At 72.6% G+C, this 13,723-nt stretch carries 12 protein-coding genes; 6 read left to right on the top strand and 6 right to left on the bottom strand.

From position 1 onward, the window contains the following. Window positions 1-92: 92 nt before the first annotated feature. The 6 genes from AB0B97_RS25735 to AB0B97_RS25710 all read right to left on the bottom strand — a co-directional run bounded on the left by AB0B97_RS25735 (window position 93) and on the right by AB0B97_RS25710 (window position 7,398). Entirely contained in the window at window positions 93-413 is a 321-nt protein-coding gene (locus tag AB0B97_RS25735; protein ID WP_357497112.1) for a hypothetical protein, read from the bottom strand. Between the two features lie 213 nt (window positions 414-626). After that, on the bottom strand, window positions 627-1,802 hold the full coding sequence (locus AB0B97_RS25730; RefSeq protein WP_357497110.1) for a Gfo/Idh/MocA family oxidoreductase: 1,176 nt from the start codon (window positions 1,800-1,802) through the stop codon (window positions 627-629). Window positions 1,803-1,827: 25 nt separating this feature from the next. Then, entirely contained in the window at window positions 1,828-3,321 is a 1,494-nt protein-coding gene (locus AB0B97_RS25725; RefSeq protein WP_234590864.1) for a mannitol dehydrogenase family protein, read from the bottom strand. Next, window positions 3,312-4,616 carry an enolase C-terminal domain-like protein gene (locus AB0B97_RS25720; protein ID WP_357497108.1) on the bottom strand — a complete coding sequence of 435 codons (1,305 nt, stop codon included), beginning with the start codon at window positions 4,614-4,616 and terminating at the stop codon, window positions 3,312-3,314. Before AB0B97_RS25720 ends, AB0B97_RS25725 begins: the two co-directional genes overlap by 10 nt. Continuing rightward, entirely contained in the window at window positions 4,613-6,046 is a 1,434-nt protein-coding gene (uxaC, locus tag AB0B97_RS25715; RefSeq protein ID WP_357497106.1) for a glucuronate isomerase, read from the bottom strand. Before uxaC ends, AB0B97_RS25720 begins: the two co-directional genes overlap by 4 nt. Before the next feature lie 23 nt (window positions 6,047-6,069). Next, window positions 6,070-7,398, bottom strand: coding sequence for a Gfo/Idh/MocA family oxidoreductase (locus AB0B97_RS25710; RefSeq protein WP_357497104.1), 1,329 nt, complete (start codon window positions 7,396-7,398; stop codon window positions 6,070-6,072). A gap of 238 nt (window positions 7,399-7,636) precedes the next feature. Between AB0B97_RS25710 and AB0B97_RS25705 the strand changes: the two genes are divergently transcribed. From AB0B97_RS25705 to AB0B97_RS25680, 6 genes are read left to right on the top strand one after another with little or no spacing between them, the layout of a single operon-like run. After that, on the top strand, window positions 7,637-8,767 hold the full coding sequence (locus AB0B97_RS25705; RefSeq protein WP_357497102.1) for a LacI family DNA-binding transcriptional regulator: 1,131 nt from the start codon (window positions 7,637-7,639) through the stop codon (window positions 8,765-8,767). 19 nt (window positions 8,768-8,786) lie between these two features. After that, window positions 8,787-10,133 carry an extracellular solute-binding protein gene (locus tag AB0B97_RS25700; protein WP_234590843.1) on the top strand — a complete coding sequence of 449 codons (1,347 nt, stop codon included), beginning with the start codon at window positions 8,787-8,789 and terminating at the stop codon, window positions 10,131-10,133. Between the two features lie 31 nt (window positions 10,134-10,164). After that, a complete protein-coding gene (locus AB0B97_RS25695) occupies window positions 10,165-11,148 on the top strand; it encodes a sugar ABC transporter permease (protein ID WP_357497100.1) in 984 nt (327 codons plus the stop codon). Then, on the top strand, window positions 11,148-12,050 hold the full coding sequence (locus AB0B97_RS25690) for a carbohydrate ABC transporter permease (protein WP_357497098.1): 903 nt from the start codon (window positions 11,148-11,150) through the stop codon (window positions 12,048-12,050). The genes AB0B97_RS25695 and AB0B97_RS25690 overlap by 1 nt, the downstream gene beginning before the upstream one ends. Continuing rightward, entirely contained in the window at window positions 12,034-12,780 is a 747-nt protein-coding gene (locus AB0B97_RS25685; RefSeq protein WP_357497096.1) for a hypothetical protein, read from the top strand. Before AB0B97_RS25690 ends, AB0B97_RS25685 begins: the two co-directional genes overlap by 17 nt. Further along, complete coding sequence (locus AB0B97_RS25680; RefSeq protein WP_357497094.1) at window positions 12,777-13,712, top strand: PmoA family protein; 936 nt, start codon at window positions 12,777-12,779, stop codon at window positions 13,710-13,712. The genes AB0B97_RS25685 and AB0B97_RS25680 overlap by 4 nt, the downstream gene beginning before the upstream one ends. Window positions 13,713-13,723 lie beyond the last annotated feature (11 nt).

Genomic DNA, 13,723 nt, shown 5'->3' with positions numbered 1-13,723 from the left:
TTCACCAGGAACGGTAGGTTCGCGGTTTTGTATCGGTCAATATAAATTGTTTGCAGGAATGTTGCAGTGGTGCCGGCCGCCAGTGGGCGGTCTCATTCCGCGCGAGTCGCACGTGCCCCGAAGGCGACCAGCACTGCGGTGGCGAGAGCAGCCACCAGCAGGACCCTGACGACGATGAACAGCACCGCGTCGCCCGTGGAGTGGGGCGGGAAGATGTCCTTGACGAGCCAGCCGACCCCCAGCCCCAGCCCCAGGCAGGCGTGCATCGCGGCCCGCAGGCGGGGGAGCGGCTGCGGGCGGCCGAAAATCCGGGGTGCCACGGTGCCACCGCGGCTCCTGGCGAGCAGCACGGCGGCGACGACCAGGTTGGCCACGCCGGCCGCGACGGCCAGGGCCAGGTCAACTGCTCCCATGTGGACATACGTTAGCGCACGGACAGTCGCTCCGAGGGCCGTCTCTCCTGACGTCGGTGCTCTGCCCCGAATGCCGCAGGAGGGGCGGACACTGACCCGTCGCCTCCTTTGCTCTGCTTCAACCCAGGCAACACCTGCGGGGCAAAAGTGTTGCCTCGGTTGAAGCAGAGCAAAGGACAACAGCAGCACCCTCGCCACCGCAGGGCGCCACCACTACGCCAGGTGCGCGCGGTACGCCGGTACGGCCCACGGCACGCCCTGCTCGCTGGGCAGCGCGCCCTGCTCGGCCGCCCGACGCAGTACCTCGACCACGCCACGGATCCGCACCACCCGCTCGTCACCGTCGCCCACCACGTCGACCAGCTCCCCGTCGAGCAGTCGAGGGTCGGGCGCGGCCCGCAACGCGTCGAGCAGGGCGGTGAACGGCGCGGTACGGGCCAGCGGGGCGATCAGCGGCACTCCGGCCGGGTCGACGCGGTGGGCGAGCAGGTTCTCCAGCAGGCCCTGTCGACCGGGGACGCGGCGGGTCACCACGTCACCGGGCAGGCGCAACCGGTCCGTGGGGTACTCCAGCACGGCCCGTCCCGACGTGCCGGTCACCACCACCTCGCCGGCCACGAACTCCTCGGCTGCCAGGGTGACCGCCGCCAGCACCGGTGGGCCGGCGCGGAACCGCACCCGCAGCACCGCCGTGTCCTCCACCTCGATCGGCCGCACCCGGTAGCGCTCCACCTCGATGGCGACCGGCCACGGTGGCGCCCCGCCGAGCGCCTCGGCGACGGCCAGGCACTGCATCACCGCGTGCGCGAGCGGGTTGGCCAGCGCGCCGTCCAGCACCGGCCGGCCGTCCACGCTGCGGCGACCGGCCCAAGGGGATCGGGCGTAGTAGGCGTCCGGCCGTTGCCACGCGGCGACTGTCGCGATGCCGGTGACCGCGCCGAGGCGGCCGGCGGCCAGCGCGTCGGTCAGCGCGGTCAGCGCCGCCGAACCGAGCGCCTGGAAACCGACCTGGGCGACCCGGCCGGTCGCCGCCAGCGCGCCGGTCAGCTCGTCGTGCTCGGCCAGCGACAGCACCGGCGGCTTCTCCAGCAGCAGGTCCGCGCCGGCCTCCAGGGCGTCCCGGGCGATCGGCAGGTGCGTGTGCGGCGGGGTGCAGATCACCACCACCTCCGGTCGGGTGGCGGCGAGCATCGCCCGGTGGTCGGTGAACACCCCGACCCCGGGCGGCACCGGCGCCTCGCGTTCGTCGCGCACCGGTTGGACGTCGACCAGGGCGACCAGCCGCAGCCGGCCACCGGCGTGCAGCGGCGCGATCACCCGCCGGTGCCAGTGGCCGTGCCCGTTGGCCCCGATCACCGCCACCGTCGGCGGCGGCACCGACCCGTTCACGAGCCACCAGCGAATGCCGACCCGCTCACCGGGCGCCGGCCAGGGTCGCCTCGACGCCGTGTCGTCCGAGCGCGGTCAGCCAGGCGGTCACGTCGGCGCGTACCTCGTCGTCCTCGGCCACCTCGGCCGGGATGACCTCGCGCAGCGCAAAGACGGCGTCCACCGCGCCGGCCGGGCTCTGCGCGCCGGCGTCCAGGGCGGCCCGGATCGGTCCCGCGAGGGGGTCCTGCAACGGCAGCGGTCCGCCGTCGTCGGCGTACCCCAGGGCGAAGCGCAACCAGGACGCCACGACCAGCGCGCCCCAGCGCGCGGACCGTCCGGCCGCGCGTAGGTCGGCGATGGTGTGCAGGATGCGCTGCGGCAGCTTCTGCGAGCCGTCCACCGCGACCTGGAGGGTGCGGTGCCGGATCGCCGGGTTGGCGAACCGGGCGAGGACCTGCTCGCCGTAGTCGATCACGCGCACCCCGTCCGGTGGCGTGAAGCTGGCCGCGACGTCCTCGGCGATCAGCCGGCGCAGCACGTCGGTCAGGTGTGGGATCTCCAGGGCGTCGGCGATGGTCTCCCGGCCGGCCAGCGCGCCGAGGTACGCCACTGCCGAGTGCACGCCGTTGAGGGTGCGCAGCTTCAACCGTTCCCACGGTCCGGCGTCGCCGGTGAGCACCGCCCCGGCGTGCTCCCAGCCCGGCCGCCCGCCGGGGAAGTCGTCCTCGATCACCCACTGCGCGTACGGTTCGGCGGCCACCGCGGCCAGGTCGGTCACGCCGAGCGCCCGGCGGGCCGCGTCGATGGTCTCCGGGGTGCTGGCCGGCACGATGCGGTCCACCATGGTGCCGGGGCAGGTCACGTTGGCGACCACCCAGTCGACGAGCCCGGCGGGCACCCCCTCGGCCCGTTCGACCGCCTGGTCGACCAGGCCGCGCAGCCGCCGGCCGTTGGCCGGCAGGTTGTCGCAGCTCACCAGCGCCAGCGGCCCGGCGTCGGCGGCGGCGCGGGCGGCCAGCCCGCGCAGCAGCAGCCCCGGCACGGTCGTCGGGGCCTGCTGACCGGCGAGGTCCGCAGCGAGCGCGGCGTCCGGGGACAGGCGGCCGGTCACCGGATCGAGCTGGTACGCCTTCTCGGTGACGGTGAGCGTCACGACGCGCACCGCCGGGTCGGCCAGCAACGCCACCACGGCGTCCGGGTCGCTGGGAGCATGTCGTACGCCGCTGAGCGCGCCCACCACCCGGGTGGCGGTGCCGGCGGCGGACAGGGCGCTGACGCTGAACAGGTTGTCCTGGGCGGCGAGCGCCTCGACCACTGCGGTGCTGCGCGGGGCGACGGCCACGATGCCCCAGTCGCCGCCGGCCGCGCCGACCGCCGCCTCGGTGTAGACGGCCTGGTGCGCCCGGTGGAACGCGCCCAGGCCCAGGTGTACGACGCCCGTCGGTACGGTGCCCGGCCGGATGAGGGGACGGGACTCGACGGGCAGGTGGCGCAGCACCCCCAGGCCGAGGCGGGACGCGCCGACGGTCACCGCCATGCCGGACCGTCCGGGAAGCGGAACTCGGCGATCGACGACTGTTTCATGGTGGCGCTGTAGCCGGGCTGATCGGGCAGCAGATAGCGGCCGCCGCGGGTGCGGACCGGGTCGACGAAGTGCTCGTGCAGGTGGTCGACGTACTCGATCATCCGACCGTCCAGGGCGGTGCCCACCCGCAGGTAGTCGAAGATCGCCAGGTGCTGGACGTACTCGCAGAGACCGACACCGCCGGCGTGCGGGCAGACCGGCACCCCGAACTTCGCCGCCAGCAGCAGCTCGGCCAGCACCTCGTTGACGCCGCCGACCCGGCACGCGTCGATCTGCATCACGCCGATCGCCTCGGCCTGGAGCAGCTGCTTGAAGATCACCCGGTTGGCGGCGACCTCGCCGGTGGCGACCCGGCACCGGCCGCCGGTCAGCTCGTCGACGGCGCGCGCGATCCGGGCGTGCCCGAGGATGTCGTCGGCGTGGGTCGGCTCCTCGATCCAGTACGGGTCCACCTCCGCGAGGGCGGTCATCGCCGTGATCGCCTCGTCGACGTCCCACACCTGGTTGGCGTCCATCATCAGCAGTGCGTCCGGGCCGATCTCGGAGCGGATGATCCGGGCCCGGCGTATGTCGTCGGCCAGCGGGCCGCCCACCTTCATCTTCATCGCCCGCCACCCGTCGTCGTACGCCTGCCGCGTCAACGCCCGCACCTTGTCGTCGGGGTAGCCGAGCCAACCCACCGAGGTGGTGTACGACGGAAAGCCGTCGCGTTCGAGGGTGGCCAACCGGTCGGCCAGGCCGTCACGTCCCTTGTCAAGGATGGCGGCGGCGTCGTCGGGGGTGAGCGCGTCGGTGATGTGCTTGAAGTCGACGCTGGCGACCAGCTCGCCGGTCGGCAGTTCGGCGAGGAACCGCCACATCGGCTTGCCGGCGATCCTGGCCCGCAGGTCCCACACGGCGTTGACGAGCGCGCCGGTCGCCATGTGGATGACGCCCTTCTCCGGCCCCAGCCAGCGCAACTGCACGTCGGCGCTGAGCGAACGCCAGAACGCCACGGGCTCGGCCGCGATCTCCTCGACCGTCCGCCCCTTCACGTGGTGGGCCAGCGCCCGCACCGCCGCGCAGGTGATCTCGTTGCCCCGGCCGTTGGTGAAGGTGAACCCCGCGCCGACCGGCCCGGCGTCGGTGCCCAGCTCGACGTACGTCGCCGAGTAGTCACCCCGGTTGATCGCGTCGGACCCGTCGCCCCGAGCGGCGGTCGGGAACCGCACGTCGTGCACCTCGACGGACGTGATGGTGACACTCAATGGCCAACCCCTTCGAAGTTGAAGACCCGCTTGGGCAGCCGGTACGCCAGGTCGACGATCGTCTCGGCGGCCTCGTCCAGCGGCAGCCGGTGCTCGGCGACCAGCCGGGCCAGGAAACCGGCGTCGACCCGGCGGGCCACGTCGTGGCGTACCGGGATGGAGCAGAACGCCCGGGTGTCGTCGACGAACCCGGTGGTGTTGTAGAAGCCGGCGCTCTCGGTGACCGTCTCCCGGAACCGGCGCAGCACCTCGGGGGAGTCCAGGAACCACCAGGGTGCGCCGAGCAGCAGCGCGGCGTAGCCGCCCGCGAGGGGCGCCAGCTCGCGGGTGAAGGTGTCCTCGTCGAGCGTGTAGAGCACCACCCGCAGCCGAGGATCGTTGCCGTGGCGCTCCAGCAGCGGCGCGAGCGCGTGCACGTACTCGGTGGCCTGCGGAACGTCCCCGCCCACGTCGCGGCCGTGCCGCTCGTACAGCCAGCGGTTGTGGTTGCGCACCGCGCCGGGGTGCAGCTGCATGACCAGGCCGTCGTCGAGCGACATCCGGGCGAACTCCATCAGCATGTGCGCCCGGAACGCCTCCGCGTCGGCCGCGTCGGCCTCGCCGCGCAGGCCCCGGTCGTAGAGGCGGGCGGCCTCGGCCGGGGTCAGGTCCAGGGTGCGGGCGGTGGGGTGGCCGTGGTCCGACGAGGTCGCCCCGGCCGCGATGAACGCGGCTCGCCGGGCCCGCAGCGCGGCCAGATAACCGGTGTACGTGCCGGTGTCCTCGCCGGTCAACGCGCCGAGACGCGCCACGTTGGACGACCAGCCCTCGTACTCCATGTCCACCACGTCGTCCGGGCGGAACGTGGTGACCACCCGGCCGCCCGGCCCGCCCCACCCGTCGGCGGCGAGCTTGGCGTGCTGCGCGAGGTCGTCCAGCGGCGACTCGGTGGTCGCGAGCACCTCGATTCCGAACCGCTCGAACAGCGCCCGGGGCCGGAAGTCCGGCTCGGCGAGGCGGGCCGCGATCTCGTCGTAGACGGTGTCGGCGGTGGCCGTGCCGAGCGGGGTGTGCACCCCGAACACGGTGCGGAAGGTCTGCTCCAGCCAGAGCCGCGACGGGGTGCCCCGGAACAGGTGCCAGTGCGCGGCGAAGCGCCGCCAGATCGTCCGGCCGTCGGTCTCGGTCGGGCTGCCGTCGCGGGTCGGCACGCCCAGGTCCGACGGGGGGACGCCCTGGCTGAGCAGCATCCTCGTCAGGTAGTGGTCGGGCACGATGAGCAGCCGCGCCGGGTCGGGAAACGGCTGGTCCTGCGCGAGCAGGGCCGGGTCGACGTGCCCGTGCGGCGAGATGATCGGCTGCTGCGCCGCGAGGGCGTACAGCTCCCGGGCGATCGCGCGCTGCCCGGGCTCGGTGGGCAGGAGCAGGTCGGTGTGGTCGGACGTCGGCACGGGGCTGGGCTCCTCGTCGATGGTCAGCGGGGGGTGAGCAGATCGGCGACCCGCACCGGTTGCCCGGTCTCGAAGGACCGGTTGGCGGCCAGGCCGGTGAGCAGGGCCAGCGCGCCGTCGTCGGCCGTCGCGGCGCGGCCCAGCGGATCGGGCTGGCCGCCCAGGAGCACCGCGGTCATCCGGGCGTCCGCGCCGCCGTGCCCGTGGCGGGTACGACCCTCGACGGGGATCTGCCGGGGTGGTTCCCAGAACTGGCGCAGGGTGAGCGTCGCGCCGCCCCCTTCGGCCGGCGCCTCGACGCCGTGCAGCGCGGCGCCCTTGACCGCGCCCGCCGTGCCCCGGTCGACGAAGTCGTTCTCGGTCACCTCCAGTTCGAGGCGCCCCCGGCTGCCGTTGACCATCACCCGGTAACCCTCCCAGGGGGCGTACGCCGTGAGGTGGTAGGTCATCGTGGCGCCGGTGGAGTAGCGGGCGAGCACGGCCATGTCGTCCTCGATGCTCACGCCCGGGGCGAACACGTTGCGGTCGCGCTGGTAGCCGTCCTCGGCCTCGGCGTCGAGGTACAGCTCCCGCAGCCGGGGGTGGGCGTCCAGCCGCAACGCGAACGGGTCGTCGACCGCGGCGGGGGAGCCGTACGCCCGCTCGTAGTCGCGGGCGTAGCCGTGCCGGCGGCCGTCCTCACCGTAGAAGAACAGGCGGCCGGCGGCGTACACCTCGACCGGGGTGGCCCCCAGCCACCAGTTGATCAGGTCGAAGTGGTGGCTGGCCTTGTGCACCATCAGCCCGCCGGAGGTGGCCTTGTCGCGGTGCCAGCGGCGGAAGTAGTCGGCGCCGTGCCGCACGTCGAGCAGCCACTCGAAGTGCACCGAGCCGATCTCACCGACGGCGCCGTCGGCGAGCAGGCGCCGGACCTGCTCGTGCAGCGGGTTGTAGCGGTAGTTGAAGGCGACAGTCACCCGGCCGCCGGTCTCGGAAACCGCGTCCAGGATGCGCCGGCAGCGCGCGGCGTCGACGGTCATCGGCTTCTCGGTGACGACGTCCCGGCCGGCGCGCAGCGCGGCCACCACGTACTCGTCGTGGGTGACGTCCACACTGGTCACCAGCACGACGTCGACCCGCTCCTTGTCCAGCATGGCCCGGAACTCACCGGCCGGGTACGTCGGCACCGGACGGTGACCCAGCTCGGCGAGCCAGCGGTTGTGCGCGTCCATCCGGGCCTGGTTGACGTCGGCGAAGGCGACCAGCTCGGTGGTGTCGGCGTGGTCGAGCACCAGGGCACGGACGAACATCTCGGCCCGTGCGCCGGTGCCCACGACGGCGTGGCGGACGCGGCCGTCGGATCTCGGTGACATGCGATCGCCCCCAGGTGATCCCTGCAAAGGTTTGCAGTGAAGTAACCACGATCAATGCGATGGCGTCAACGGCGACGCCGCAATCGGCGATAAATGTCCGTGTATGCGGCGTTGTATGTCACCACGGGAAGCGTCGACGCAACAGAACCGCAACCATTGACCGTTGACACTGGCGCAACCGTTTGCATTAATTGGCGGCACCCACGTGACCGTCGCCACATCGGACGAAGGGCCCGCCGTGCCAGTCACCATCCGGGACGTCGCCCGCGCCTCCGGGGTGCACATCTCCACCGTGTCCCGCACCTTCTCGGCCCCGCACCTGGTCAACCCCGAGACCCGGGTCCGGGTGCTGGCCTGCGCCGAGGACCTGGGCTACCGGCCGAACCGCGCCGCCCGGGCCCTGATCACCGGGCGGACGCACAACATCGGCCTGATCATCGCGGACATCGCGAACCCGTTCTTCCCGCCGCTGATCAAGGCGGCGGAGAGCCAGGCCCGCCATCGCGACTACCACGTCTTCGTGGCCGACACCAACGAGGACCCGACCGCCGAGGAGGAGCTGGTCCACGCGCTCGCCAAGCAGGTCGACGGGGTGCTGCTGTGCAGTCCGCGGATGAGCAACAGCCTGATCGAGCAGCTCAGCCGGGAGGTGCCGCTGGTGGTGGTGAACCGCCAGGTCACCGGCCTGCCGTGCGTCCTGATGGACGTCGGGCAGGGCGCCCGGGCGGCGATCGAGCACCTGATCGGTCTCGGTCACCGCGGCATCGCGTTGCTCGGCGGCCCCCGCAGCTCGTGGACCAACCGGGAGATGCGCCGCGCCGCAACCACCGCCGCCCGCAGCGGCGGCGTGGAGCTGACCGTGCTCGGCCCCAACGCGCCCACCGAGACCGGCGGCCTCGCCGTCGCCGACCAGGTGCGGCGCAGCGGCGTGACGGCAGTGCTCGCCTACAACGACCTGATGGCGATCGGCCTCATCGAGGGGCTGGACGCGCTCGGGGTCCGGGTGCCGCAGGAGGTGAGTGTCGTCGGGGTCGACGACATCGCCCTGAGTCGGCTCACCCGCCCCAAATTGACGACGGTGGCCACACCCACCGGGGCCGCTGGCCGGACGGCCGTCGACATGCTGCTGCAACAGGACATCGAGTCACCGCGCGGCGCGCGGGGGCCCGGTGCCGGCACGGCGCTCGGCGTCCGTCGTACCACCGCACAGGTAATGCTCCAGACCGACCTGGTCATCCGCGACTCGACCGGCCCGGGCCCGCACGCCCGACCGGCACGTCCCCTGGCCGCGCCGCCTGGCCCGGACCCGCATTGCCCTGCGGGCCCGGGCGTCCCGACCGCGGCCACCGGTGACGCCGTCGCCTCCTAATGCCGAGGAGTGAGCGCACATGCACCCCGCAACGCCCCCCACCACCGACACGTCCGTCGGGCGCCATCACGGTACCCCGGTGCCCCGGCGGCGACTCCTGCGCGGCCTGCTCGCCGCGACCGTCGCCGCGCCGCTGATGTTCGGCGCCGCGGCCTGCGGCGACGATGACGGCGCCGCCGATCCGAACGCCCCGGTCAAGCTCTCGATCTTCTGGTGGGGCGGCGACGCCCGCGCCAAGCTGACCGAGGACGCCCTGGCCCTCTACACCAAGAAGCACCCGAACGTGACCTTCGAGAAGACCTGGCAGGCCAACCAGGGCTACTTCGACAAGCTCGCCACGCTCACCGCCGGCGGCAATCCGCCGGACCTGTTCCAGATCGACGACAACTACCTCGCCGAGTATGCGGCCCGCAGCACCACACTCGACCTGAAGAGCTACCAGGACTCCGGCAAGCTCGACGTCACCAAGTTCCCCAAGAGCCTGCTGGAGTACGGCGTGGTCGACGGCAAACTGGCCGGGGTGGCCGCTGGGGAGAACACCCAGGGCCTGGTCTACAACAAGACCCTGCTGACCAAGCACAACCTGCCCGAGCCCACCACCGGGATGACCTGGGAGCAGCACATCGCCTGGGCCGCCCAGGTGTCGGAGAAGACCGGTGTGCCCGGCACGCAGGACCCCAGCGCCGACTACAAGGCGTACTGGATCTGGCTGCGCCAGCAGGGCAAGGACCTCTACAAGGGCAACGAGCTGGGCTTCGCGGCCGAGGACGTGACCGCGTGGTTCGACCTGTGGAAGGGCGCCCGGGACCGCAAGGCCACCCCGAGCGCCGACGTCATCCACGAGGGCAACTCCAGTGACGTCACCAAGCAGCTGGTGGTCACCGGCAAGGCCGGCACCAGTTGGGTCTGGGCCAACCAGATGCCCGACCTGAAGAAGAACACCAAGGACGAGCTGGGGGTCGTCGCCTATCCCGGTGACCCCAGCGCGCAGTGGGCCCGGGCCTCCATGTACTGGTCGGTGTTCAAGGGCAGCAAGAACAAGGACGTCGCGGTCGACGTGATCGACTTCTTGAACAACGACCAGGAGGCGGTCAAGCTGCTCGGCACCGACCGCGGCCTGCCGTCCAACCTGGACCTGCGCCGGGTGGTCAGCGACGACACCACCGACCCGGCGATGAAGCAGTCCATCGCTGTCGAGACCGAGCTGGCGCAGAAGTTCGGCCAGTCCCCGCAGGTGCCGATCAAGGGACACAGCAAGGTCAAGTCCGAGCTGGTCAAGGCTGCCGAGAACGTGCAGTACGGCCGGGCCACCTCCGCGCAGGCCGCCGCCCAGTTCGTCGAGGCGTGCAAGTCCGCCATCGCCTGACCGCCGCACGAGGCGAGGAGAGGAGCTGTTCGTGGCGTTGACCACGGCGCCCGACCCGACCCGACGCGGCCCCGGATCCGACCGGGCCCACGCCTCGCGGCGTGGGCCCGGCAGCATCCGGCACAGCGAAGGTCTGGCGGGGTACGTCTTCCTGTCGCCGTGGCTCATCGGCCTGATGGGTGTCACGGCGGTTCCCATGCTGCTGTCGCTCTACCTGAGCTTCACCAACTACGACATCCTCACCCCGTTCTCCGAGGTGGAGTGGGTGGGGTTCGCCAACTACGAGCGGATGTTCACCGCCGACCCGTCGTACTGGCACGCGGTGCGGGTCACCCTGACGTTCGCGCTGGTCGCGGTGCCGCTGAAGCTGGCCGCGGCGCTCGGCGTGGCGTTGCTGCTCAACCGTGCCTGGCGCGGCGTCGGCCTGTTCCGCGGGCTGTTCTACCTGCCGTCGCTGCTCGGCGGCAGCGTCGCGCTGGCCATCGTCTGGGTCAACATGTTCAACCGCGACGGCGCGTTCAACTCGCTGCTGAGCCTCGTCGGCATCACCGGCAGACCGTGGGTCAACGACCCCGACTGGGCCCTTCAGACGCTGATGGTGCTCGCCATCTGGCAGTTCGGCGCACCGATGGTGATCTTCCTGGCCGGGCTCAAGCAGGTGCCCACCGAGCTGTACGAGGCCGCCTCGGTCGACGGCGCCGGCAGGTTCCGCCAGTTCCGCAACGTCACGCTGCCGATGCTCTCCCCGGTCATCTTCTTCAACCTGGTGCTGGAGACGATCAACGGCTTTCAGGGCTTCACCGCCGCGTTCGTGCTCAGCAACGGCACCGGCGGCCCGGTCGACTCCACCCTCATGTACACGCTGAACCTCTACATCACCGGCTTCACCGACCTCAACATGGGCTACGCCTCGGCGATGGCCTGGGTGTTCCTGCTCGCCATCGCGGTCATCACCGCGATCTTCTTCAGCACCGGACGGTTCTGGGTGCACTACTCCGACGGGGAGGACCGGTGATGGTGGCGGTGAATCCGGCGGCCGACGTACCGACGCCTACCGCGCCGCCGACAGTCCGCCGGCGGCCCGGCGGCCGGTCCCTGCTGCGGCTGCTGATCCTGGTGGTGATCGTCGCCGCGGTGCTCTACCCGCTGATCTGGATGGTCGGCACATCGGTGAAGTCCCAGGAGGAGATCGTCAACAACATCGGGCTGCTGCCCGAGCGCTTCACCCCGGGCAACTACACCGCCGGGTGGTCCAACTTCGACGTCAGCTTCGGCCGGTTCTTCCTCAACAGCGCGATGGTCAGCCTGCTCACCGTCGTCGGCAACGGGCTGTCCTGCCTGCTCGCCGCGTACGCCTTCGCCCGGCTGCGGTTCCGACTGCGTGGCATGTGGTTCGCCGTCATGATCGGCACGCTGCTGCTGCCCCAGCACGTGCTGATCGTGCCGCAGTACATCCTGTTCCGGACGCTCGGGCTGGTCGGCGGCGACTGGCCGTACCTGCCGCTGCTCATCCCGCAGTTCCTGGCCACCGAGGCGTTCTTCGTCTTCCTCATGGTGCAGTTCATGCGCGGCGTCCCGCGCGAGCTGGACGAGGCGGCCCGGATCGACGGCGCCGGTCCGTACGGCATCTTCCGGCACATCATCCTGCCGCTGAGCCGTCCCGCGCTGGTCACGACCGCGATCTTCTCGTTCATCTGGACCTGGAACGACTTCTTCCGCCAGCTGGTCTTCCTGTCCCAGCTCCAGGACTACACCGTGCCGGTAGCGCTGACCCTGTTCATCGACTCGACCAGCCAGAGCGCGGTCGGGCCGATGTTCGCCATGTCGGTGCTGTCGCTGCTGCCGGTCTTCCTGTTCTTCGTCGCCTTCCAGCGGATGCTCGTCGAGGGGATCAACACCAGTGGCATCAAGGGCTGAACCGGTCGACGCCGTCGGGCGGCGGGACTGGCGCGACGTCGCCCGCGACGCCGCCGACCTCGCGCTGCTCGGCATCCTGCTGACCCTGGCGGCGGCGCCGGTGCTCACCGCCGCCGCGGCCGTCGGCACGGCCAGCGCGGCCGTGCACGACCTGACGCGTACCGGCAGCTGGCCGTCGGCGCGGACCACCGCGCGCCGGTTCGGCCGCGCGGTGCTGCCCGGCGTGCCGGTCGGTCTGCTCGCGCTCACCGTGGCCGGGCTGCTCGCCGCCGACCTGGCGGCGCTGGCCGCCGGCCGGGTGCCGGGCGGCCCGCCGACGCTGGCGGTGACCGCGCTGATCGCGGCCGGTCTGGCCGGGTACGCCGGGCTGGTCGTCGTCGAGGTGGGCGGCGACGGGGGCGGGCGGTGGCGGGTCGCGGCCCGCCGGGCCGCCCGCGCCTGCCTCGACGCGCCGATCCGCTGGGCCGCCCTCACCGGGGTGACCGCGCTGGCCGGGCTGCTCGCCGTCCTCGTCACGCCGGTCGCGGTGCCGATCCTCGCCGGCTACACCGTGGCCGCCCTGCACGCCGTCGCCGGCCGCCGACCGGCCCCCGCCGGTGTCGACGGCGCCCGGCCGGCCCCCGCCGGTGCCGCCAGCGCCCGGTCGGTCGGCGGCCGGGACTGCGGCCGTCGGGCCCTCGTCGGTGCCGTCGGGCCCCGGCCGGTCTCCGCGCCGCCGGAGCTGCCGTGAGCGCCGACCCCGCCGCCGGCGGCGGCGCGGCGGCCCGCACCGGCACCGACCCCGCCGAGGAGCCGGCGCGGCTGCTGGTGGGCGGGACGGAGGTGGCCCGGTACGTGGTGGACCCGGCGCTGGACGCGCGGCACGGACCCCGGCCGTACCTGCACCCGGTACGCACCCTCGGCGGCACTGTGGTGACCGACGCGCTCCCCGCCGACCACGTGTGGCACCTCGGCGCGTCCCTCGCCGTGCAGGACGTCAACGGCACCAACCTCTGGGGCGGGCGCACGTACGTGCGCGACGTCGGCTACACGTGGCGCGAGGACCACGGGCGGATCGCGCACACCGGCTGGTCGCAGCGGTCCGCGGACCGGCTGGCCCACCGGCTGCAATGGCGCGACCCGGGCGGGGCGGTGCTGCTCGACGAGCGCCGCCACCTCGCCGCCGTCGGCCTGACCGGCACGGGGCCGGCGGGGGAGCTGCCGGCCTGGCGGCTGGAGGTGGACTACACGCTCAGTGCCCCTGCTGGGCAGGACGTGCGGCTGGGCAGCCCGGCCACCAACGGTCGCCCCGGCGGGGCCGGGTACGGCGGGTTCTTCTGGCGGGCGGTCTCGGCCGAGCCCGCCAGAGTGTTCAGCGCCGGCGCGACGGGGGAGGAGGCCGTCAACGGTTCCGCCGAGCCGTGGGTCGCCCTCGTCGGCGTCGGGGCGGGCGGTGGGGCGTACACCCTCGTCTTCGACGGTCTCGGCGACGGCGACCGATGGTTCGTGCGGACCGCGATGTATCCGGGGGTGGGGGTGGCCTTCGCGTTCGAGCGACAGGTGACCATCGCGGCCGGCGCGACACGGCGCGGCCGACACCGGGTCGTCGTCGCCGACGGTGCCCTGGACGTCGCCACCGCCGGTGCCCTGGTCCGATCGGCCGGGGGTCACCGCGTTCGGTAGGCAGCCGCGTG

This window comes from Micromonospora sp. NPDC049004, from assembly GCF_040649315.1.
GTDB lineage: Bacteria > Actinomycetota > Actinomycetes > Mycobacteriales > Micromonosporaceae > Micromonospora.
The sequence above is the reverse complement of the archived record's forward strand: the minus strand, read 5'-3'. Positions and strand labels throughout refer to the sequence as shown.

Coding starts and splice junctions, on each gene's coding strand:
- AB0B97_RS25710 (WP_357497104.1), bottom strand. CDS start 7,398: ATGTCACCGAGATCCGACGGCCGCGTCCGCCACGCCGTCGTGGGCACC.
- AB0B97_RS25690 (WP_357497098.1), top strand. CDS start 11,148: ATGGTGGCGGTGAATCCGGCGGCCGACGTACCGACGCCTACCGCGCCG.
- AB0B97_RS25700 (WP_234590843.1), top strand. CDS start 8,787: ATGCACCCCGCAACGCCCCCCACCACCGACACGTCCGTCGGGCGCCAT.
- AB0B97_RS25735 (WP_357497112.1), bottom strand. CDS start 413: ATGGGAGCAGTTGACCTGGCCCTGGCCGTCGCGGCCGGCGTGGCCAAC.
- AB0B97_RS25725 (WP_234590864.1), bottom strand. CDS start 3,321: ATGGCGGTGACCGTCGGCGCGTCCCGCCTCGGCCTGGGGGTGCTGCGC.